This window comes from Lysinibacillus sp. KCTC 33748 (assembly GCF_002237755.1).
GTDB lineage: Bacteria > Bacillota > Bacilli > Bacillales_A > Planococcaceae > Lysinibacillus.
Map to the genome: position 1 here is coordinate 137,147 of NZ_MWSJ01000005.1, position 22,760 is coordinate 159,906.

A 22,760-nucleotide genomic window follows, 5' to 3' on the forward strand; every position below is an offset into this window, starting at 1 on the left:
AAACATCAAGAGGCGCCTAAAACATTTGTGGTAAAAATTCGGTCATAAAGCGTTGGTTTTTACGTAGCCATATTTTTAAAATCATACGGTGTGTTAAAAGTCGTTGTCTTTTTTGTGGTCTAGCTTTTGCCTCTATTAAACTTTGGAGTAGAGTGCATGTTTCTGTTGCTAATGCTTGAGGATCAACGAGGACGTCAAGTTTATAATCAATTAACTGAGCAGCCTGAACCTTTGCAAGTAATTGTGCAAAGCGGGTATTCATTTCTGGAAAGTTTTCTTCTAGCTCTAAGTCGATTAAAGTATATAATGTTTGTTCAATTTCAGCTTCGAGCACTTGTAATTGTTCAATGGATGGCTGTGTCAAAAAATCACCTCTAGTATGTCATAAATGCTGCTACACAAGGAAAAAGCCAAGTGTAGCGAAAAGTAAACCAAATAAAACGGTAGTACATATATAAATAATTACTTGTTTCCATTTCTTCTGTTCCAAGAGCTGCAAACATTCAAAACCAAATGTTGAAAATGTCGTATAGGCCCCTAAAAAACCAAGCCCTATAAACTGCCAAATCCAATCATTTGGCTGTAATGCAAATAGAAGGCCAAGTGCAAAAGAACCTGTTATATTAATAAAAAATGTTGCCCATGGGTATGGATGAGCAATCAATTTTCCAAGATAAAATCTGGTTAGTGCACCAAAAAATCCACCGATACCAATAACTATCATACGCTGCGCCCCTTCGCAAGTCTAAATCCTAGCCATGCACATGCTAAACCGCCAAAAACACTTATTAAAATATAAAGAATAGCTAGTAGCCACTTACTATCTTGCAAAAGTAATAGCGTTTCTAAAGAAAATGTCGAAAATGTCGTAAATGCACCTAAAAAACCAGTGCCAATTCCTAAAATAATAGGCGTACGCTTTGTAAACATAGTAAATAGCCATGCTAAACAAAAGCAACCAATTAAGTTCATACAAAGTGTTGCAATTGGAAAACCACCTGTATTTTGAAGTGCTTGACCAAGGTTATATCGACAGATGGCACCCAAAAACCCGCCGATTCCAACAGCTAAAAATGATTTCAAAGTAAAGACTCCTTACTAAAATATCTATATTGAAAAGTGTATCATGAGAGTATCAATTTAGATATATTTCTATAAGTTATATGGATTCAAATATATGAAAGAGAGCGCAAATTTAAAATGACATGATTTTGACCTCTTGAAGCGATAAAGTTTAAAAGTTGGGTGATAAATAAACAAAGTTAGGCGATGAATTTAAAAATTGTTCCGATAAAATGATTTGGACCTATCGTACTTTCTACTGCTACGTTAGCACGACGCTTTCGCGCAAAATCTGTTGGCCTAAAGCCCTCGAACGCAATTAGGTATCGCCATAATTGACATGTAGCAATTCATTGCTTTAAAGCGCTAATTATTTCCTGGAAAACGTAAAAAATAACAACGAGTTGGTTGACAAATATTTCTAAGATGTGATAATCTTCAAGAACACTATAACAAACTTAAGTAAAGGAGGGCATGACGATGTTAATTTTACCAGTATCATTTCAAATCACAACTGCATACATTGTCCATGTCCTCTAACATTTTATTTTACATTGCAATAAAAGGCATGGGTTACTCCTTGCCTTTTATTAAGAGACACATGCTCTTTTTTGGGTATGTGTCTTTTTTTGTTGCAAAAAAGGGTTGTAGTGAACATGAAAATAGGAGTGCATGTGTATGCGAAACAAAGTAGAAAAATTGATTTTCATCAAGGTATTTCTGGATAGTGGGTAGCAAAGCTTTAACAGCACTAGAGAAAGAAGGTTATAAAGTATGTTTGATGTTTTAAGTAAATTAAGCTGGTTTTTTAAGGAGTATTGGAAACAATATACAATAGCTGTCGTGCTATTAATGATTGCGAGTGGCTTAGAAGTTGTTCCACCGTATTTGCTAGGGTCAATTATCGATTTATTGACTGCTGGAGAAATGACACAAGCTCTTTTAACGAAGTATATTTTGATTTTCATATGTATCATTATTGGGGGTTATACCCTTAATTTTGTGTGGCAATTCAGATTATTTGAAGGGGCTATTAATCTAGAGAAAATTTTGCGTCGAAACCTTATGCAGCATTTTTTGCGCATGACGCCAACGTTTTATGAGAAAAATCGTACCGGAGATTTAATGGCCCGTGCGACGAATGATTTAAACGCAGTGTCGATGACTGCCGGGTTTGGGATTATGACACTGATCGATTCTACCATCTACATGGGCTTTATTATTTTTGCCATGGGTTATATGATTTCGTGGAAGCTTACTTTTTTTGCAATGCTACCAGTACCGATCATGGCCATCCTTATTCAATATTTAGGGAAAATAGTGCATGAACGCTATATGAAGGCGCAGGATGCTTTTGGTGAACTGAATGATAGTGTTCTAGAGTCGGTTGCAGGTGTGCGAGTTGTACGGGCATACGTACAAGAAAAAAAGGACGAAGCAAATTTTGCAGAGATGAGCGAGTTAGTGTATGAAAAAAATATGCATACCGCAAAAATTAATGCCTTATTTGGACCGATTACAAAGGTCGGTACTGGGATTAGTTATGTTGTAGCGCTTGGCTATGGTGCTCATTTAGTAGCAATTGAGGCTATGACAGTAGGGCAACTTGTAACGTTCAATGTTTACTTAGGGCTAGCAGTTTGGCCAATATTTGCAATTGGGGAACTTATAAACGTGATGCAGCAAGGTAATGCTTCTCTTGACCGCGTACAGGAAACACTATACTATGAGGCGGATGTTCGAAATATTGCGAATCCACAAACAATTGCGACACCAAATGCGATTGGCTTTGATGATTTAAGCTTCCAATATCCACTGAGTCAGGTGAAAAACCTTCAGCGAATTTCTTTGTCGTTGAAAAAGGGGCAAACACTAGGGATTGTTGGTAAAACGGGAGCGGGAAAAACGACCTTCCTGCGACAGCTATTACGTGAGTATCCAATCGGGGAGGGCCAGCTATCGATTGATGGAGTAGATATTGCTGCACAAACGAAGGAGCAGTTACTCGATTGGATTGGTTATGTTCCACAAGATCATGTTCTATTCTCACGTACTATTCGTGAAAATATTTTATTTGGGAAAGAAGATGCTACACAGTCTGAATTGCACCAGGCGATTCGTTCTGCATACTTTGAAAAAGATTTAAAAAATTTACCGCTGGGCCTTGAGACACTTGTTGGTGAAAAGGGTGTATCTCTTTCGGGTGGTCAAAAGCAACGTGTTTCCATTGCGCGTGCTCTTATTAAAGACCCTGAAATTTTAATGCTTGATGACTCGCTTTCTGCTGTAGACGCCAAGACGGAGGCAAGAATTATTGAAAATATACAGCGAGAACGACAAGATAAAACGACGATTATTACAACGCATCGTTTATCAGGAATTCAGCATGCCGATTTAATTATCGTGCTAGATGAAGGCCAAATTGTAGAGCAGGGAACGCATGAGCAGCTTCTTTCACAACAAGGATGGTATAAAGAGCAATTTGACCGTCAGCAGCTTGAAGGAGGTGCCTCATGAGTACGAGTCAACGTTTAACACGCTATGCAATGTATTTTAAAAAGACGATTCTACTAGGATTATTTTTCTTAACAATCGCCGTCTTTACGGAGCTTGTTGGACCGTTTATTGCAAAGCATATTATTGATAATTACATGACAATTGGTCACATTGAATTAAAACCAATCACTTGGTTATTACTTGTGTATTTACTTTTAGCAATAGCTACTGCTGTTTTACGCTATTTTATGTATGTTTATTTACAGATGGGTGCCAACCGTGTTGTACAAAAATTACGTAAGGATGTATTTGAGCATATTCAAACATTGCCAATTCAGTACTTCGATACTTTACCAGCAGGGAAAATTGTAGCCCGTGTAACGAATGATACCGAGGCTGTTCGCAATTTATATGTTCAAGTACTGTCAAACTTCGTTACGAGTTTAATTTCTATTGTGGGTGTTTATATCGCACTCTTCATTTTAAATTGGAAAATGGCATTGTTAGCATTGACTATGATACCAGTCGTTTATTTATGGATGATTTTATACCGTAAAGTGGCCTCGAAATATAATGATGTCATCAGAACGAAAATTGCCGATATTAACGCGATGATTAACGAATCGATTCAAGGAATGACAATTATTCAAGCTTTCCGTCGTGAGCAGCAAATGACGAAGGAATTTGATGATATGAATAATGAGCATTATGCATATGAACGCAAGCTACTTTTCCTTGATTCTGCAACGTCCTTCAACCTTGTTAATACATTAAGACTAATTATGTTTACGGTCTTTATTTTCTACTTTAGTACACAGTCATTTACGGCCACGGAGGTAATTTCTGCGGGGACATTATATGCCTTTGTCGATTATTTAACGAGATTATTTAATCCAATCACGAATATCGTCAATCAATTTTCTCAGCTTGAGCGCTCACTCGTTGCAGGAAAGCGTGTCTTTGAAGTGTTAGATACGAACGGGGAGCCAGTGGCTGAAAAAAGTATGCCTAGATATAAAGGAAATGTGGTGTTCGAAGATGTTTCCTTTGCCTATAAAAATGATGATTACGTATTGAAAAATTTATCATTTGAAGCATACCAAGGTGAAACAATTGCCTTAGTAGGCCATACAGGGTCTGGGAAAAGCTCTATTATGAACTTATTGTTCCGTTTCTATGACCCATCTATAGGGAGAATTACGATTGATGGAATCGACATCACTTCGGTTCCTCGTCAAACAATGCGTGAACATATGGGTATTGTTTTACAGGACCCATACTTATTTACAGGTACTATTGCTTCGAACGTTAGCCTAAATAATCCTAAAATTTCACGAGAAAAAATAGAAGCCTCATTAAAGGCTGTTGGTGGGGAACGTGTTTTAGCGAACTTGCCAGATGGCTATGATGAGCCTGTTATTGAGAAGGGGAGCACACTGTCATCTGGGCAACGCCAGTTAATTTCCTTTGCGCGTGCCCTTGCCTTTGACCCGGCAATTTTAATTTTAGATGAGGCTACTTCTAATATAGATACGGAAACTGAGGAGATTATTCAGCATGCGATGGATGTACTGAAAAAAGGACGTACAACATTTATTATCGCTCACCGACTTTCTACTATTAAAAATGCCGATCGTATTCTTGTGTTAGATCGAGGCAAGATTATGGAACGTGGCACACATGATGAGCTATTAGCACAGGGTGGCATTTATGAAAAAATGTATCAAATGCAGGCGAATTCATTGCAATAATACTTAAACTCCGACAAGCTGAAAGCCTCACTTTGTGAAAAAGTGAGGCTTTCTATTTAAGATTTTACATTTTTAAAGACATTGACAAAAAAGAACAGTACTGAAATTGCTACTGCGATACCGCCACCAGATACAAAGAGCTCAAATAACCAGCGTGGTACATCTAGATGAACCATCATCATACCGACTAAGAGGAACGGCAATCCGAGATTGTAGAACCAAAATTGTGCTTTGGCCAGTCCTGTCTCGGCTGCATCTTTATATATTGAATAAATTAAACCGATTAAACCAGTAGTCAGCCAACCTACCACACCGATGTGTGCGTGTGTCGCCGTCCATTCGAGTTGAATTGTATAATGCATAAACAGTCCAAAAGCCAAAACAATCACTAAATATAAGACTGAAATCTTTATCCATTTAGCACTCATTTATAAACAACTCCTTTCCCGAAATGATTTAGCTAGCTATTACAGTTTATTCTTATCGAATAAAAAAGTTGACATATTATTTTTTTGTGAAAAATGCCGATTTTTCCTGCGGGATAAAGTGTTGAAAGTATAAAATTGCTAATTGGAGGATCTATGAAAAAGAAAATTATTTTTTTTATGATTATTTTAATGGTTTGTTGTTTGCCAATTACCTTTGTTGTGAAGGAAAGAGCTCGAAAGCAAATGATGACAACAAAAGTGAATAGCATCATAGCTGAAAATTGGAAGAACAATGAGTATAGTATTACTGTACGAGATATAGATACTGGGAAAGTACTTTACAATAGAAATGGAGATAAAATGATACGCCCTGCTTCTTCGCTCAAGCTTTTAGTTAGCGCCGCTGCTTTGGATTTATTAGGGCCAGATTATCGCTTTGCTACGAAGACATATGTCGATGGCACAATTGAAGATGGTGTTCTTCATGGTAATATTTATATACAAGGCGGGGGAGATCCAACGCTTTTACCTGTTCATTTAGAATCGTTTTCGAATGAAATGAAAAAGATAGGTATCTCGAAAATTACGGGTTCCTTAATCGGGGATGATACTTGGTTTGATGCAGATCGTTTACCAAAGGGAATTGTACCTGAAGAAGAGGATCAACCATATGCTTCGCGTATTTCGGCATTAACGATTTCGCCAAATGATCAATATGATATTGCAACTGTGCAAGTGAAAGTGACAGGCTCAAAGGTTGGTACTGCGGGTTATGTCCAGCTTGTGCCGTTTGCAAGTACTATTCCGGTTGTTAACAAAACAAAAGTTGTGAACAAGGACGAGAAAAGTACAGTGAAAATTACAAGAGAATACGGTACAGATCAAATCATTGTAACAGGTAACTTACCAGTAGATTCGCAGGAAAGTACAAATGTAGCTGTCTATCATCCAACGCTATATACACTTGACGTATTCCGAGAAAAATTAATAGCGAAAGGTATCCAAACAATGCCTATTGAAACAGGAAAGGTACCTGAGAATGCACAACAAGTAGGTATTTCATATTCAAAACCATTACAGGATATTAACTTTATGTATTTAAAGTTAAGCATTAATGGGATGGGTGATATGTTTACTAAACAACTCGGGCGAAAGTTACTTGACGAAGGAAGCTGGTCGGCTGGCATTAAAGCGATTCGTACGTATGGTAGTGATATTGGGCTTAATATGGAGCATTGGTATATTGAAGATGGTTCAGGTTTAAGTCATCAAAATCGAGTAAGCAGTATGCAAGTAAGTCTATTATTATATAACGTTCGCAATAAATCCTGGTATTCCTCATATTTAGATGCATTACCGCATGCAGGAAGAAAGGGCAGCCTTGTTGGTGCGACTTTAGAGAATCGCATGGAGGGCTATAGTGTATCTGCTAAAACAGGCTATATTTCTGGAACATATGCTTTGTGTGGCTATGTAAAAGGAAAGAGTGGCAAGTGGTATATCTTTAGTATTTTGACACAGGCCAATAAAACTTCAGCTATCCCAACTATTGATGAAATTGTCAAACAGATTGCAAATGAAATGTAAGAATGTTGAACAATATGGTTTAATTTATTTCAGCAGGGTGTTTTTTTGTAGCGAAAGCGAAGCGTCAGTTACAGGTGTAAAAGGGTCAGGGCAATGTAAAGGTGTCTTGACCTTTTTTCTATTCCTTTTTTGTAGTAGAAAGCAAAGGCCATTCTAATCTGCAATCTCAATAGATCATGAGATGAATGCGGATAAAGAGTGTCTATTTTTGTAAAAAACATAGTGGCATAATATTAGTCCTTTTATCATAATGTTAGCTGACATTAAATAATTGAAATTTAATTTACAAATAAAGTAATATTATGTGTTATTAGTAAATATTACTGTACGTCTTTTTTTCGTCCGATATGCATATAATTAGACTATATTAACTTTTTTCCAACTTAATACGTCAAAAAGTAGGGTAAATTTTTGCAAGAGAGGACTTATGTATGGAAAAAAACACAAAACGCACTAAAGAAAAAAAGAGCAAGAAGAAAATATGGCTTTGGATAGTAGGTGGCTTATTAACGATTTTTTTAATTTTTATAGGTACTGCTTATTACACTATCCAAAAAACAATGAATAAAATAAATACACCATTAATTGAAACAACGGATGAAAGTAAAGAACAAAAAATAGTGACGAAAAAAGACCCGTTTTCCGTGTTAATGCTTGGAGTAGATGAACGAAAAGATGACAGTGGACGTTCTGACACGATGATTGTCATTACCGTGAACCCTGAAAAACAAACGATGAAGATGCTCAGTATACCTCGAGACACTCGTACTGAAATTATTGGACATAATTCCGTCGATAAAATCAACCATGCCTATGCATTTGGCGGCGTCCCAATGGCAGTCGATACGGTGGAGCATTTTTTAGATATACCTATTGATTATTATGTGTTTGTTAATATGGATGGCTTCCTGCAAATTATTGACACGATTGGTGGGGTAACCATTGATAATGACATGGACTTAACCTTTGATTCCTATCATTATCCGAAAGGTGAGATAACTTTAGATGGTGATAATGCACTGATCTTCTCACGTATTCGTTATGAAGATCCTCGTGGTGATTTCGGTCGTCAAATTCGCCAACGACAAATTATTGAAGCGGTTTTGAAAAAAGCTTCATCGAAATCTTCTATATTATTAAAGGCTTCAGATATGCTTGATGTAGTAGGAGATAATGTTCGTATGAATTTTACGATGAAGGATTTAATTCAACTACAAAGTATTTATAAAAATATGGATGGGAATCTTGAGCAGTTGTCGTTTAAAGAGGGAGATGGCAAAAGAATTGATAACATATGGTATTTCATCCCTAAAGAGACCGAGCTAGAAAAAATAAAATCGGAATTAAAAGCTCATTTGCAATAAAAGAGTAACAATTTGAGTACGATAGTGGTAAACCTTTTGACAATGAGGGGAGGGAGATACATGAATGGAAGGACCCAGGTGCTTAGGTATACAGCTGTAAACAATTGCATGCAAAGCTATGTGCCTAAGCGTAAAGTTCAAAAAAATTCATTCAGTTCTGCTATGCGTCATCTACAACTATTGTGCTTAAAAATTTTCATGTGAAACATAAAAAATCATTTAGGTAGGGTGCATGCCTAGTTGAATGGTTTTTTTTATTTTATCTACTTTCAGTGGGTGTCTAAACACCTGTACCTGCCGCTACGCTTTCGGTACAAAGCCGATACCGGACACATTAGGCCTAAACATAATTGATTTATTATTTTATTTATTTGAAATATCAGAAAATTGATGTATAATTGTATTAGAAATGGTTGAAGGAGTGATTGTGATGATTATAGGTACATTTTTTTTAGCAGTTGCATTACATGTAGGTATTGTTTTAACAGTAGACTTATTAACTAATCAGCAACACTCTACTACTACGTAAAGTAACCACTCATAATCGAAAAATAAAAGAATAGAATGCATCTAGGCAAAGTTATAAAATAGCTTTGTCTATTTTTTATGAACATGAAACAATTTATGTGAAAATTCGTCCATATACTGTAGAAAATGTTATACTATAAAAAAACAGTATCGGGGAATGAGCATGCAAGAAGAGAAAACAAGTAGTTTCAAACAGGATATAATATCCTATCTTAAAATTATTGTAATTACTGCTATAGTTGTTTTAGGCTGTAAGCAATTTTTATTTGCACCGATTAAAGTACAAGGGGCTTCTATGTACCCAACTTATCATGATAAGGATATTATTATTGTAAGTAAAATGAGTAAAATTGAACGCTTTGATCAAATTGTCTTTCAATCACCAACAGAGGATGAGCTATATATTAAACGAGTGGTTGGCCTACCAGGTGATACAGTTGAAATGAAAGACGATGTTTTATATGTAAATGGAAAAGCTTATAAAGAGGATTATGTGAATCGTCAAACAAATGATCCTAAGCAATTACGAATTACAGAAAATTTCACGTTAGAGCAATTAGTAAATGAGAAAAAGGTACCTGAGGGTAAGTATCTTGTACTCGGGGACAACCGTTTAAGAAGTTCTGATAGCCGCCATTATGGCTTAATTTCTAAAGATGCCGTCTATGGTGAAGCTAAATTAACAATATATCCGTTTAATCGTTTCCATATTGGTTCAAAGTAAATTAAATAGGGACTTGCAGTGAAAAAGAGGCTACGTTAAGTAGCCTCTTTTTTTAGTCCGCTGATAAATCCTTGCAAACTTTATAAGTGGAATAATAGGAACAAACTGTTGAATTTTCAACCGTTTCTTTTATGGGGATTTGCTGTTCGCTCAGACTAGGAGAATTGATTGCTTGTTGATCGATTGAGAGCTCTTCTGTTATTGGTTCTACACCATAAAACAACAATAAAAAATAGCATACTAAACCTACTATACGCAAACAATCACCTCACAATGTTCTGTTATATTAGTATGTATGGTCAAACTTGAAAAAATATAAGTAAAATCTGAAATTTCTTTCTTTTAATATGGTTTTTTAGTAGGTAAGGGGTTGCACTTTAATGAATGAGAGTGCTATAGTGAACTAAGTTTATGGATGACAAGAAAGAAATAATAAAAAAGTGTTGTCATGCAAATTTCAATATGCTAATATAGCTAACGTAAATATTTGATATGTATAACCTCAATAATATGGATTGAGGGTCTCTACCAGGAACCATAAAATCCTGACTACAAAAATCGTGCTTCATTTTTGTAGTCAGGATTTTTTTTAACTTCTTTCATCAGTATCCAAACATTTGTAGCTGACGCTTCGCTTTCGCTACAAAAAACATTTGCTGAAAGAAGTTAAAGCCTCCGGCGGATGTCACGGAATCGGAAAGGAGTTCTTAGAGGATGTTAGCCATTATCGCATCCATGCGATAATGGCTAACTGACCTGCGTCGTGCAGGCCTATGCATAAAGCCGATTCCGGACGCAATTATGCCGAGGCATAATTCATATCTCCCTACAAAAATGAAAGTGTAACAGAAGGGTGATAATTATGAATTGGAGAGTTTACATTCTGGCCGTTACTACCTTTGCAGTAGGATTGGTGGAATTAATTGTAGGTGGTATATTACCAACAATTGCAAAAGATTTAAATGTGTCCTTATCAACAGCGGGACAATTAATTACAATATTTGCTCTCGTCTATGCGATATCTGCGCCTGTCCTTTTGTCATTAACCGCAAAAGTGGAACGGAAGCGCCTTTATCTTATTTCTTTATTTATTTTTACTTTAGGTAATCTTATGACGTATTTTAGTACGACATTCTTGATCGTCATGATTGCTAGAATTTTCACGGCGATGAGTACTGCATTGGTCATCGTCTTATCCTTAACAATTGCCACAAAAATTGTTGAACCAAGACATCGTGCAAAAGCGTTAGGGCTTGTTTTCATAGGTGTTAGTTCGGCACTTGTCATCGGTGTGCCAATTGGGATATTTGTTTCGGAAGCATTTGGATGGAGAGCTATATTTTTAGGAATTGCGCTTCTTTCAACTATATCTATGATTCTTATTGCGTTATTACTTGAAAAAATGCCAGTTGTAGAAATTGTCCCATTAAAGGCTCAAATTAAATCATTGGCGAATTTAAAAATCTTAAGTGCACAATTAACAACACTGTTTATGCTGGCTGGTCATTATATGCTTTATGCATATTTAACGCCATTTTTAGTAGAAGCATTTGATATGAATGCCTCTTGGATTAGTATCTGTTATCTAATCTTCGGAATAGCGTCTGTCAGTGGGAATGCTCTTGGTGGTTGGCTAAGTGACAAAATTGGTACTGGTAAAGCCATTCTAATTATTGTCTCTACATTTGCCGTTGTATTATTTAGTATTCCTTACACAATTATTGCTTTTCCACTCTTTTTAGTCGCGACAGTTTTATGGGGTGCACTTAGCTGGGCACTTACCCCTCCATTACAAAATTATTTAATAGAAACTGATCCAAAAACGTCTGATATTCAACAAAGCTTAAATACTGCTGCATTACAAATCGGTATATCTATCGGATCAGCTGTTGGTGGGGCTATGTTTGCTGTTACAGGATCTGCTAAGCATTTAGCGGGCTTCGGTGCCATTTTAGTTTTATGTGCTCTAGGCTGTGCCATTTTTTCTCTAAAAAGAGCGCCAGTTTCACATGGAGCTGAGTTAGGGATGAAATCGGCACATAACAACTCGTAATACACTCGATTACTTAATATCCGCAAATAAAGAAAGATAACTAAAATAAGATAATATTTGCAAGACTGGCCTATTGGGAGTCTATGCATGTGATGAAAGACATTTGGAATAGCTATATTCCAAATGTCTTTTTTTGTTCATATAGCTAGTAAGCGGAGGTTATTATGTTCGATATCGCTTCATTGTCATCGCGTTTTGTCTTGCATGAACTACCCGTAAAACCCTACTGATTCTAGTTTCACTTTATTTTATATGTTCAATATTAAACAAATATTTAATTTCTATATCGATTATTATCATACTGGAATAGGACAAGGAATAGATTGTTGTAGTTAAAGTATTTTAGGGGCTCAATAGATAGGGAGTCTGATGATTCAATACTATTTTTAGGATACATTATGTTCTCTCTGCCTAAGATAGATAATTCAAAGGGGTCTACTAATGGGAATCTAACTTGTTAACTAATAACAGCATTTTCTCAGGGATGCTGTGAGTTACTTAATTGGCATGATTGTCTAATAATTTCAAATGGAGGGGGAATCGAATGTCAGAATATCATCAACAATCATCAGCTGAAGTGATGAAAACTTTGAACGTGACAGATCAAGGATTGAGTGATTATGACGTTCAAAAGAGGCAGGAGGTATACGGCTATAATGTATTAGCGGAAGGAAAAAAAACAAGTGCATTCGCCGTTTTCTTTGGACAATTTAAAGATTTATTAGTCATTATTTTAATCATTGCTGCTTTCGTTTCATTTCTATTAGGAGAAGTAGGAAGCACCGTTGTCATTATGGTTGTCGTTATATTAAACGCTATCCTAGGTACTGTTCAGCATGTCAAGGCAGAACAGTCTTTGGATAATTTAAAAGCCTTAACCTCCCCAATTGCCAAAGTAATGCGAAATAATCAGCTAATAGAGATTGCTTCAGAAGATCTAGTCGTTGGAGATCTTCTTTATTTGGAGGCTGGCGATTATATCAATGCAGATGGGAGACTATTAGAAAGTCATAATTTGCATATCAATGAAAGCTCGCTGACCGGTGAATCAATCGCTGTGGGGAAAAGTGTTGATGCTATTAAGGAAAGCAATGTAACAGTTGCTGATAAAAAGAACATGGTATACTCTGGAAGCTATGTGACAACTGGTCGTGGTATTGTCATGGTTACAGCTATCGGAATGCAGACTGAAATCGGCAAAATTGCAAATTTACTAGATACTGCGAAAGAGAAGAAAACACCGCTACAAGTAAGTTTAGATCATTTCGGAGAAAAATTAGCTTTAGGGATTACGTTAATCTGTCTAGCTATTTTCGTAATTGACCTTGTTAGAGGACGTGCGCTTGTAGAATCGTTTATGTTTGCTGTTTCACTTGCCGTCGCAGCAATTCCAGAAGCGTTAAGCTCGATCGTTACTATTGTGCTAGCTTTTGGGACACAGAAAATGGCAAAGGAAAATGCCATTATTCGAAAGCTCTATGCTGTTGAAAGTCTTGGAAGTGTATCTGTCATTTGTTCAGATAAAACAGGAACATTAACAGAAAATAAAATGGTTGTTCAAGAGGTTTATGTGGATGAAAAAGTGATTCCACATGATCAGCTATACACTGAAAATACAGTTGAGAAAGATCTAATGTTAAAGGCAATATTATGTAGTGATGCTGTGGAAAGGGACGGTAAGGAAATCGGTGACCCTACTGAGCTGGCACTCGTAAAATTAGGGAAGCAATATGATTTTGACGAATTATTAGTAAGAGATTATTATCCAAGAGTGGCCGAAATTCCTTTTGATTCAGATAGAAAGCTCATGAGTACTGTGAACACTATCAATCAGCAATCTATTATGATTACAAAAGGAGCATTAGATGTCCTTCTTCCTAAAATTGTAAAGGTTGAAACTTCAAAAGGTATATTTAATATTACAAAACAACAACGCGAAAAAATCGAAGCGGTAAATCGTGAATTTTCTATAAAGGGGTTAAGGGTACTAGCAGTTGCCTACAAAGAGGTAAAGGGACATCGAGCAATCGATGTAAGAGCTGAAAAAGATTTAATCTTTGTTGGTTTAGTCGCGATGATGGATCCTCCAAGAAAAGAATCTGAAGGTGCGGTTGAAAAATGTATAAAAGCTGGTATCAAGCCGGTGATGATTACAGGTGATCATAAAATTACGGCAACGGCTATTGCCAATCAAATTGGGATTTTAAATGATCCCTCTGAAGCGATTGAAGGGCATGAAATAGAAGGCTTAACAGATCAGCAGCTTCAAGAAAAGGTTAACGATTTTTCTGTTTATGCCCGAGTAACACCGGCTCAAAAAATTCGTATCGTGAAAGCGTGGCAAGAAAAAGGGCATGTCGTCGCCATGACAGGAGATGGTGTTAATGATGGTCCTGCGCTAAAACAATCCGACATTGGTGTGGCAATGGGAGTTACCGGCACAGAGGTCGCGAAGGATGCCTCCTCTATGATACTAACGGATGATAATTTTTCAACGATTGTAAAGGCTATTTCAAACGGTAGAAGTATTTATACGAATATCAAAAACGCTATTTTGTTCTTATTATCTGGGAATGCGGGTGCCATTTTTGTTGTTTTATATGCAACAATATTAGGTTTGCCAGTTCCTTTTGCACCTGTGCATCTATTATTTATTAACTTACTAACGGATAGTTTACCGGCGATTGCAATCGGTTTAGAGCCGAATAATAAAAAAACAATGAAGGACAAGCCTCGAAATATTCATGCACCATTATTAAATAAAGCATTTACTACTCAAGTGGTGCTCGAAGGAATATTAATTGCCATTTCGACAACGGTTGCCTTTGAAATCGGATTGTCAACTGGAGATACTTTAACGGCGAGCACGATGGCATTTACAACATTATGCTTGTCACGATTAGTGCATGGCTTCAATTCCAGAGCTAAAGAATCTATCTTCGCCATTGGACTATTTTCGAATAAATATACTTGGCTTGCATTCTTAATCGGTTTTTTAAGTTTACACGCAGTATTGTTTATTCCAATGCTTACAGGTGTGTTTGAAGTTGCCACATTAAGCACCGCACAATTAGGCTTTATTTATAGCTTGTCTGTGTTACCGTTCATCGTGAATCAGTGGTACAAGCTGTTGTTTGTGAGAAGTCGATAATGTGTAATAAATATTGAAGCTCTCGTTTTGTTGAAACGAGAGCTTTTTAGTGTTAAAAACCAGAAATTTTTGTGAATGAGGCGCTTGTGTAATGAAATGAAGATATCTTACTTAAATAAGGTATAGTCTTGGACAAAATGAGGAGTTGATTTCCGTTCCGACTGGTCGCTTTGCTGCTGACGCTTTCCAAGGGAAAGCGAGTAACATAGAACAGGAACCTTCCTCATTAAAGAGAAACATTAAATTGTTGTAGGAGCTAGTAGCCAGCCTTTGTCGTTACTGAGCCGTATTAGCTTTGCGCCAAGTATCGCATACCTCATATGAAGCTCACCGTATTTTGCAGTATGCTTCTTCTTCACAGACATTTCTAAAGCCTGACTGACTGAAATAACTGAAGAAGCTATATTCATCGATAAAATGGTGCTGATCTCTGTATCATTAATAGCTTTTTTCCCTCGTATATTTTTCATTTTCAATTTTTCATAGTCGATCGATGTAGTAGGGGCAAGTATCCCATTTTCCTTTAATAACGCTGTTAGTTGTTTATTTTCCTCTTTTAAACATTGCACAAAATTCACAATAATAGCCTTCAGTTTTTTATCAACAGCGTGCTTGAAAAATGCATGATTTGAAGCTATATAACCATTATTTACGCCAATCTGCGTCCAAATCTTAAAAATTTCCTTATAGCGTAAAGATAGATTTCCATTTGCCAATTCCATAATTACACATCCTAACTCATGTTCTCGTTCATTTATTTGAGATTAGGATGTGTTAATAAATGAAATTCTAATCATTTTTTACAATAAAATGGGTAATCGCGATGACAACGTAAAAGGATTCACACACAGTTTTGTGTATGAATCCTTTTTTTGCTCTTTGGAAGGTGGATGTCGATAAAAATTATAAGTTGGGTGATAAAATGTGAAAGTTGATCGATAATTTCTGAAAGTGTTCCGATAAAACTAAAGAGTTGGATGTCATTTTGTAAAAACGTTTGTCTAGGGATCAGTTTATTCGACGCCCCCAGTCGGAACGGAAATCAGCTCCACGTTATGAGCTAAGGTTTTATTCCTTTAATTTCTTTCTTTTATAGCTATTAATAGTTGTTTTTAATGCAGCAAAGTTTCCGATAGCTGCATAACCATAAAAAAAGCCCATAAATATTCCAGCAATAAGATTATGTCTATGGCTAATGAAGAGAGAAATAATCAAGCCAATAACAAGGGCGACTGCAGGAACATATTTAGGCTTAACGCGCATAAATACCTTAATTAGCTGTGTAATAAGTAACACTGCTGGAACGGCTATTACAGCATCCCAAAAATTTGTATGGATCACTGGAAATAATTCCATCTTCTACACCTCTTTTAGTAATAACGAAGCTATGACTTAAAATATAGATTTTCCTTTTTATTTATTTTTATGCAATGAAAGGTGTAGAGCTTATGATGTCGAGTCATACACTCGTATGAACAATTATGATTTTTCGTTTTTTGATTAATAATATGAGCCATAAGGATTCATATAAGGATTCATATTTGGATAGCGATATGGCGGATATGGGTTCAAAGGCATATATTTATTTTTATGTTCATGATGAGGATCATTTTGTTGCTTTTGATCTTTTTGATTTTCAGCAGTTGATTTTACACGGTTACAATCTTTAGGTGGACCGATATATGTTGATGGTACAACAGGCGCAATTGTTTTCTTCCACTGAGTTTCATCTAAACAATACGCGTGAGCCATGACATTGGAAGGTGTAAATTTCAATATATCTGAACCTAAAATAACGTCAGGAGTTGGAGAATCAAAAATAGCCAGTAAATGCGTGTCATTCTCAGTAGCTATTTCATAATGCCACCATCCTTGCGGTACATTGGCGACTTGGCCAGGCTCGATCGGATAGTTTTTAATCTCTTTTGTAAAGGGATTAAATATAGAAACAATCGCAGCACCGGAAATACAATAAACAAGTTCTGCTGCATTTTGATGATAGTGTGGCTCTATCATCTTATTCTTACTTAGAAAAATATCAAGCAAAGATGTATTTTCTAACGTATTTAATTGTTCTACACCTAGAATGTTTATAAAATTCCGATCATCTCTTTTAAAAAGAGTGTTGTCATTGACATCAGAGGTGAACTGTGTTGACGGTGAAGTATAGTCAATATTTGAGCTAATACTTACATCCTTTCTCTAGTTAAGTTTCAATACATGTCTTAAGCACAGAATATGTACAAAGCTATTTTAGGCTTACGCGAACGCCCATTATCTGCTTTCTTACAAAAAACATGTTGGCCAAAGCCTTCGAAAGTGGGCTGCGGTTGATGAAAGAACTGCATTAGGCGCAGCCCCATTTTAAAGAACTTTATAATTTTATGTTAGCATTTTACATCCTTTAATTGGTTTTTTTGAAAAAAATGAAACTCATTGTAATGAATTCTCGTCTAATAATTGAATTATAAATTTAGGAGGTAAATAATGAATTCAAAAAAATCCTTAGTAGTTGTAACAATGTATTATTTTGCGGACCAGTTTCAGGATTAAATTTGACTGAGCCGCTAGTAGAAACAGTAAGGTTCAGGAGTAAGTATTCTCCCTTATAAGATAGGAGAAGATTCGACATCAAACAAATTCTCAATAATTGTTATTTTGATAAAACGCTCACAAAGGAGATTATGTGATTATGCAAAAGTCGAAAAGAAAATTGGTGAATTTTCGAGAATAAATGTTTATAATAGCATTTACCTAACTAATTTAGTTAGGTAAATGGGTTCTATAACTTTATGGTAGCGTTTAATACTCTTGGATTGGATTTTTTTAAAAAAAATCCAATCTTATTCTCGTCTATTAACTGAATCGAATTTTAGGAGGTAAATAAATGAGTAGTAAAAAAATCTCATTAGTAGTAGCAACAATGTTAGTATTTTGCGGATCAGTTTCAGGATTAAATTTGACTAAACCGGCATTAGCAGCACACAGTAATGTACACGATGTAAATATTCTCCCTTATAAAATATCAGAAGAACTAACTCGAAAGATTGAGAGAGCTTCGACATCGGATGTATTCTCAGTAATTGTTAGTTTTAATAAAATGCTCGACAAAGAAGACTATGCGAAACTTGAAAAGGAAATTGGTGAATTTTCAAGAAGATATACTTATGATAGCGTTATTAGTGGTTTTGCTGGAGATTTAACCAAAGAGCAAATTTTATTGTTAAACAAAAATGCGTTTGTCACACTTATTGATTTAGACCAGGTAGTAACGAATTACGATGATATCATTGTTGAATCAACTTTTAGCAAGGATAAAGATGGATGGATCGGTGGATTTTCTGACTATCCATATAAAGATAAACTTCGTTATAAGCTCCGATTTTCTCTTAAGTCACTACCTAAAGAGATAAACAATAAACAAAAAGGTCTTTACTTAAGTGGATATAATGGAAGTGACGATTTATTTATGTTTGTTAAGAAGAAATTGGATACAAATGATCGATTAAAACCAAATACAAAATATAGTGTGACGTTTGATTTCGATATTGCCACTAATGCTGGAGATAAAATAGGCGTAGGTGGATCGCCTGGTGAAAGTGTATATGTGAAAATTGGTGCAACCAATACGGAACCAATCCCAGTTTTAGATAACACGGGATTTTATTTGATGAATATTGATAAAGGGAATCAAAAAGAAGAAGGTAAAGATGCATTTATGATTGGTGACTTGGCAAAGACGACAATAGATAAGAAGTATGAGTTAAAGCCTTTTAATAATAAACAACGCCCGTTTATTGTTGAAACTGATAAAAAAGGAGAACTGTGGTTATTTATTGGCACAGATTCTGCGTTTGAAGGTGTTACGAGTATCTATTATCCTCGTATTAAAGTAACCCTAAAAGAAGTGAAAGAATAGATTAACCTGAAAAGAAACAAGTAACCTTTCACATTAAAGAACTCTAATTCCATTAGTGGTAGTAACAACGTCAGTATTTTGTGGTTTAGTTGATGACAAAGCTGTTCTTCGTTTAAGGCTTAAATAAGTTTGGTTTTCTAAAGGCAAAGAATAAGGAATACGTTATACTCGGTCAAAAGTTTAATGATTTGATGAAATGAATTAATGAGATTAAATAACAAAAAGTTTCAGTTGATTAAGGACAGGAAGAAAAAAATTAGGGGGCCAATGCCATGAAAAAAGTACTTTTTATCTCCATGCTTTTAAGTTTCAGTATAATAAGTGCATGCTCTGATAAAGAAGAAAAACCCAATGTGCCGAGCAAGCCACAAGAGGCGCAAGAATCTAACGTGCCGAGCAAGCCGCAAGAGGAACAAGAATCTAACGTGCCAAACAAGTCACAAGAAGAGCATCAATCAAACGAAAATCAGGAACCGTCCAAAACAAATAAGGGAAACACAGAAGCATCTCTTACACAGGCGGGTGTACTAAAAAATATTAAGAACCAGCTTAAAGCTAATTTATCTATAACTTTACCAAAAGGGCTACCGATAACAGAAGGTACATTTTTAACTGCAACAACGAAGGCTGAAGCTAACCAAGTTGAAATACTATTTTTTGAAAGTAAAAAGTATTTGCCAATCAATGATCCGAAGCTTAAAAATTCACAGTCAGCTACTGCTATTGCAAGGCTGGTAGTAAAGCAATATCAGAATGCTAAAGAAGCAAATGAGCAAATTGCTTTTATGAACTTCAGTCAAAATGGTGGTCAAGAGGTTGATCTTGGCTATAAAATTAAAGGTTATCAGGATGCAGGAGCTGGTTCTTTATGGACTGGTTGGAATGAGGGTAGATGGGCAATTGCGACACATACACGAACAGTCAATTCAGAAGCAGGTGTAAAACTTGCAAAACAGGCAGTCCAATTTCTAGAAACACATATGCTCCCAATTCCAAAACAAAATGGTTTTGCGCGCTTAGATGTTTATGAATCAGGGAATTCAATTGTTTGGCAGGACGAAAAACTGGTCTATACGCTTGATTCAATCAAAGAGCCACTTAAAGCTCTTGAAATTGCCATAGCTTTTTACCATTAACGAATCTTAATAGAATGCTATAACCCACTTAATCTAACTAAATTAGTTAGGTAATGATGCTACGATAAAGCGCCTGTGGTTGAATCGACACAGGCGCATTTTATGTAAAAAGCTTATTTGGTATTGCCTATGAAATAGAACAACTTATAAATAGTTTCAGTACACCATTTTTGCTAATAGGTGAAGTTGCAGGGAAAATGATTTAAATTCCTAGTGCCATTACAGGAGTGGGTATTGCAGAACCAAGTTGGGATTTTGCAACATCAGAAAGTATGCTACAACACAAGATAATCCAACATATGTAAATATGAAGTAGTTTATTATACAGTAACGAATATGTATGTAAGGGGCAGTACGACGTAAGCATACATAAGATTGGAGTAAATAAATGAATACAGATGAAACTAAAAAAGGTACGATTAAATTTAGAAAAAGTCTAATTTTTAAAATGATTTTAGCTGTAGCTATCAGTTTATATATCAGTTCTCATATCTCAAATTTTATTAATGATCAAATTGATAAAGTAGATAAAATCAATGGTAGTCTTGAAGTTACCATCAATACTTTTGTATCCTTATTTATTGGAACATTCATTATTTCTTTATGTACACGATTTATAGTTATTAAGCGAATTGACAAGGTATTAAATGCGATGACATTTGCTGCTAAAGGTGACCTAACGATACGCCTTGAGGATAAATCTAAAGATGAAATTGGACAGTTATCCTATTATTTTAATAATATGATTGATAACATAGAAACAGTGATTCAAAAGGCGAAGAAAGCTTCTTTGAAAGTATCGTCTTATACAGAGGAGTTTACATCAATTGCTGATCAAAATAGTTCCTCAGTTGAGAAAATAGCCAATTTCAATAAGGGAATCGTATCTGGATCAGATGTTCAGGTGAATAAAACGCTGATTTTATCAGAATCGTTTCAAGCTATTAATGAAGAAATGAGAAATGTATCACATGCAGTACAAGCAGTTTCAGATGTAGCGGGTGAGACTAATTTAAAAGCTGATTTAGGGTTGTCATTAATTGAACTATCAATTGATAAAATGAACACAATTAACGCTTCTGTAAAAGAATCAACGGATGTTGTCAATGCTTTAGGGGAAAAATCACAAGAAATTAGAACGATTTTAGAGCTTATAACACGTATTACTTATCAAACAAACTTACTAGCAATAAATGCTTCTATTGAAGCAGCTCAAGCTGGTGAAGCAGGAAAAGGTTTTGCAGTGGTAGCTGATAGGGTTAGAAAATTAGCAGAAGAAGCAGGGAAGGCTACGTATGATATCAAAATATTAATTGATGACATTCTAAGCAAAACATCTAGTGCTGTTAAATCGATTAATAATGGTTCGCAATTTGTTGATGAAGGTAGAGAAGTAGTAGAACAATCAGGTGAAGCATTTAAAGACATTGTAGAGTATATTTATCAAATTAGCGTTGCTACAGATGAAGTCAAAAGTATTGTGCTAAATGTAAATAAACAAGCAAATAAAACCAATGAAGCAATTGTTGAAATTGCTGAAGTTGCAGAGGATACATCTTCAAGCTTACAAATTATTGCATTATCGATCGAGCAACAAACAGCTTCTAATGAAGAAATAGCTAGTTATGCAAGTGTATTAGATAAAATGTCAAGTGACATAATTGACGAAATCAGTAGGTTTAAAATTAAACATAACTAAAGGTAGGTATAGTATTGCTTCGAAAATACATATTAAATGATATTTAAAAAAACTGAATGCTAGATTCAAGGGCACTGAAAAAGTCCATATCCTCTCACATTGCGAGGTATTCAACGATTTAATCGTTGAATACCTCGCTTTTTTCATTTGGCACTGTGATTCTACTGTTGTTTTCCGAAGCATTCCGCTCGCTTTCCGCGGACGGGCGATGAGCCTCCTCCTACGCTTCGCTTCGTGCGGGGTCTCGTCTGTCTCGCTTTCCCGCAGGAGTCGAGCGATGCTTCTCCAAACAACGCAATGTATCATACTATTATTTTAGAAGTAAATTGCCATTTCCTAACATATGGAAAAGTATCTATTCTTACAATTGAGTAAGAATAGAGAATAAATAGTTAGATAACAGTTATTCAAATATAAAGAATATCTAGTCTATAATTTAGACATCTAGTAAAAAGGAGAAAGAAAATGAAAAAAATTATAAGTTTATTTTAGTTATCGCTATTTTTATAGGTATAGGATTCGGAGTAAAACGTTATATTCAAGGACCACCACAACCGGCCAATGGAATTTTAGTTATCAGTACAGAAGAAGATGTAAATAAAGTTAAGCAGGGATATAAAAATAAAACCAAACAAACTGATGATTACAAAGCGAAGTTCATCGTAACAAAAAAAGGTGAATCAGAACGTGAGTATATGGTTATTAACAAAACTACTGCTGAACAAGTAGTTAAGAAAGGAATTATTAGAGCAAGATAAGAACCAGACAGTGTGTCTACCATTTCAGACCCTGTTAATGAAATTAAAGATTTACCTGGTTCACTAAATTTGTTCTATTCTATAAGTGATTATGATTTGATAGA

Annotated in this window: 20 protein-coding genes and 1 riboswitch; of the genes, 12 read left to right on the forward strand and 8 right to left on the reverse strand. The window is 35.5% G+C overall.

Features of this window, described 5'->3' with window-relative positions; all coding sequences use genetic code 11:
- Window positions 1-16 precede the first annotated feature (16 nt).
- The 3 genes from B1B04_RS09790 to crcB (B1B04_RS09800) are packed head-to-tail and all read right to left on the reverse strand — an operon-like array spanning window position 17 to window position 1,083.
- Window positions 17-364, reverse strand: a complete 348-nt coding sequence (locus tag B1B04_RS09790; RefSeq protein WP_079561285.1) for a hypothetical protein — start codon at window positions 362-364, stop codon at window positions 17-19.
- Between the two features lie 30 nt (window positions 365-394).
- Window positions 395-724 carry a fluoride efflux transporter CrcB gene (crcB, locus tag B1B04_RS09795; protein ID WP_079561286.1) on the reverse strand — a complete coding sequence of 110 codons (330 nt, stop codon included), beginning with the start codon at window positions 722-724 and terminating at the stop codon, window positions 395-397.
- Window positions 721-1,083, reverse strand: a complete 363-nt coding sequence (gene crcB, locus B1B04_RS09800; RefSeq protein ID WP_079561287.1) for a fluoride efflux transporter CrcB — start codon at window positions 1,081-1,083, stop codon at window positions 721-723. The genes crcB (B1B04_RS09795) and crcB (B1B04_RS09800) overlap by 4 nt, the downstream gene beginning before the upstream one ends.
- A 753-nt stretch (window positions 1,084-1,836) precedes the next feature.
- On the opposite strand from crcB (B1B04_RS09800), the gene B1B04_RS09805 reads away from it, so the two are divergent.
- Window positions 1,837-3,579 (forward strand): ABC transporter ATP-binding protein, encoded by a 1,743-nt coding sequence (locus B1B04_RS09805; protein ID WP_079561288.1) that lies wholly within the window; start codon window positions 1,837-1,839, stop codon window positions 3,577-3,579.
- The gene (locus B1B04_RS09810; protein WP_079561289.1) at window positions 3,576-5,309 is read left to right on the forward strand and encodes an ABC transporter ATP-binding protein; all 1,734 of its coding nucleotides are present in this window, start codon (window positions 3,576-3,578) and stop codon (window positions 5,307-5,309) included. Before B1B04_RS09805 ends, B1B04_RS09810 begins: the two co-directional genes overlap by 4 nt.
- A gap of 56 nt (window positions 5,310-5,365) precedes the next feature.
- On the opposite strand, the gene B1B04_RS09815 is transcribed toward B1B04_RS09810, so the two are convergent.
- Complete coding sequence (locus B1B04_RS09815; protein ID WP_079561290.1) at window positions 5,366-5,737, reverse strand: hypothetical protein; 372 nt, start codon at window positions 5,735-5,737, stop codon at window positions 5,366-5,368.
- 153 nt (window positions 5,738-5,890) lie between these two features.
- On the opposite strand from B1B04_RS09815, the gene dacB reads away from it, so the two are divergent.
- The 4 genes from dacB (at window position 5,891) to lepB (ending at window position 9,940) form a co-directional block, all read left to right on the forward strand.
- Window positions 5,891-7,324, forward strand: coding sequence for a D-alanyl-D-alanine carboxypeptidase/D-alanyl-D-alanine endopeptidase (gene dacB, locus B1B04_RS09820; protein WP_079561291.1), 1,434 nt, complete (start codon window positions 5,891-5,893; stop codon window positions 7,322-7,324).
- Between the two features lie 431 nt (window positions 7,325-7,755).
- On the forward strand, window positions 7,756-8,688 hold the full coding sequence (locus B1B04_RS09825; protein WP_079561292.1) for an LCP family glycopolymer transferase: 933 nt from the start codon (window positions 7,756-7,758) through the stop codon (window positions 8,686-8,688).
- 430 nt (window positions 8,689-9,118) lie between these two features.
- Window positions 9,119-9,217: a transcriptional regulator gene (locus B1B04_RS26685; protein WP_386830290.1), complete on the forward strand. Its 99-nt coding sequence runs from the start codon at window positions 9,119-9,121 to the stop codon at window positions 9,215-9,217.
- 162 nt (window positions 9,218-9,379) lie between these two features.
- Window positions 9,380-9,940: a signal peptidase I gene (gene lepB, locus B1B04_RS09830; protein ID WP_079561293.1), complete on the forward strand. Its 561-nt coding sequence runs from the start codon at window positions 9,380-9,382 to the stop codon at window positions 9,938-9,940.
- Window positions 9,941-9,992: 52 nt separating this feature from the next.
- Here the strand turns inward: lepB and B1B04_RS25390 are convergent, their stop codons facing one another.
- A complete protein-coding gene (locus B1B04_RS25390) occupies window positions 9,993-10,199 on the reverse strand; it encodes a hypothetical protein (protein ID WP_139376964.1) in 207 nt (68 codons plus the stop codon).
- Between the two features lie 213 nt (window positions 10,200-10,412).
- Window positions 10,413-10,512, forward strand: a riboswitch (purine riboswitch).
- A gap of 290 nt (window positions 10,513-10,802) precedes the next feature.
- On the opposite strand from B1B04_RS25390, the gene B1B04_RS09835 reads away from it, so the two are divergent.
- Together B1B04_RS09835 and B1B04_RS09840 are read left to right on the forward strand one after the other, a co-directional pair.
- Window positions 10,803-11,993, forward strand: a complete 1,191-nt coding sequence (locus B1B04_RS09835; protein ID WP_079561294.1) for an MFS transporter — start codon at window positions 10,803-10,805, stop codon at window positions 11,991-11,993.
- Window positions 11,994-12,537: 544 nt separating this feature from the next.
- Window positions 12,538-15,144: a cation-translocating P-type ATPase gene (locus B1B04_RS09840; protein WP_079561295.1), complete on the forward strand. Its 2,607-nt coding sequence runs from the start codon at window positions 12,538-12,540 to the stop codon at window positions 15,142-15,144.
- A gap of 239 nt (window positions 15,145-15,383) precedes the next feature.
- Here the strand turns inward: B1B04_RS09840 and B1B04_RS09845 are convergent, their stop codons facing one another.
- From B1B04_RS09845 to B1B04_RS09855, 3 genes are all read right to left on the reverse strand, one after another.
- Window positions 15,384-15,866: a DUF3231 family protein gene (locus B1B04_RS09845; RefSeq protein WP_079561296.1), complete on the reverse strand. Its 483-nt coding sequence runs from the start codon at window positions 15,864-15,866 to the stop codon at window positions 15,384-15,386.
- Window positions 15,867-16,212: 346 nt separating this feature from the next.
- Complete coding sequence (locus B1B04_RS09850) at window positions 16,213-16,500, reverse strand: hypothetical protein (protein WP_079561297.1); 288 nt, start codon at window positions 16,498-16,500, stop codon at window positions 16,213-16,215.
- A gap of 144 nt (window positions 16,501-16,644) precedes the next feature.
- Window positions 16,645-17,331: a cupin domain-containing protein gene (locus tag B1B04_RS09855; RefSeq protein ID WP_079561298.1), complete on the reverse strand. Its 687-nt coding sequence runs from the start codon at window positions 17,329-17,331 to the stop codon at window positions 16,645-16,647.
- Between the two features lie 700 nt (window positions 17,332-18,031).
- Between B1B04_RS09855 and B1B04_RS09860 the strand changes: the two genes are divergently transcribed.
- The 4 genes from B1B04_RS09860 (at window position 18,032) to B1B04_RS26690 (ending at window position 22,656) form a co-directional block, all read left to right on the forward strand.
- The gene (locus tag B1B04_RS09860) at window positions 18,032-19,063 is read left to right on the forward strand and encodes a protease inhibitor I9 family protein (protein ID WP_079561299.1); all 1,032 of its coding nucleotides are present in this window, start codon (window positions 18,032-18,034) and stop codon (window positions 19,061-19,063) included.
- Window positions 19,064-19,335: 272 nt separating this feature from the next.
- On the forward strand, window positions 19,336-20,199 hold the full coding sequence (locus B1B04_RS09865; protein ID WP_240518261.1) for a hypothetical protein: 864 nt from the start codon (window positions 19,336-19,338) through the stop codon (window positions 20,197-20,199).
- A gap of 388 nt (window positions 20,200-20,587) precedes the next feature.
- Window positions 20,588-21,898, forward strand: coding sequence for a methyl-accepting chemotaxis protein (locus B1B04_RS09870; protein WP_079561300.1), 1,311 nt, complete (start codon window positions 20,588-20,590; stop codon window positions 21,896-21,898).
- Between the two features lie 575 nt (window positions 21,899-22,473).
- Complete coding sequence (locus tag B1B04_RS26690; protein ID WP_368483748.1) at window positions 22,474-22,656, forward strand: lipoprotein BA_5634 family protein; 183 nt, start codon at window positions 22,474-22,476, stop codon at window positions 22,654-22,656.
- The last annotated feature ends 104 nt before the right edge of the window (window positions 22,657-22,760 follow it).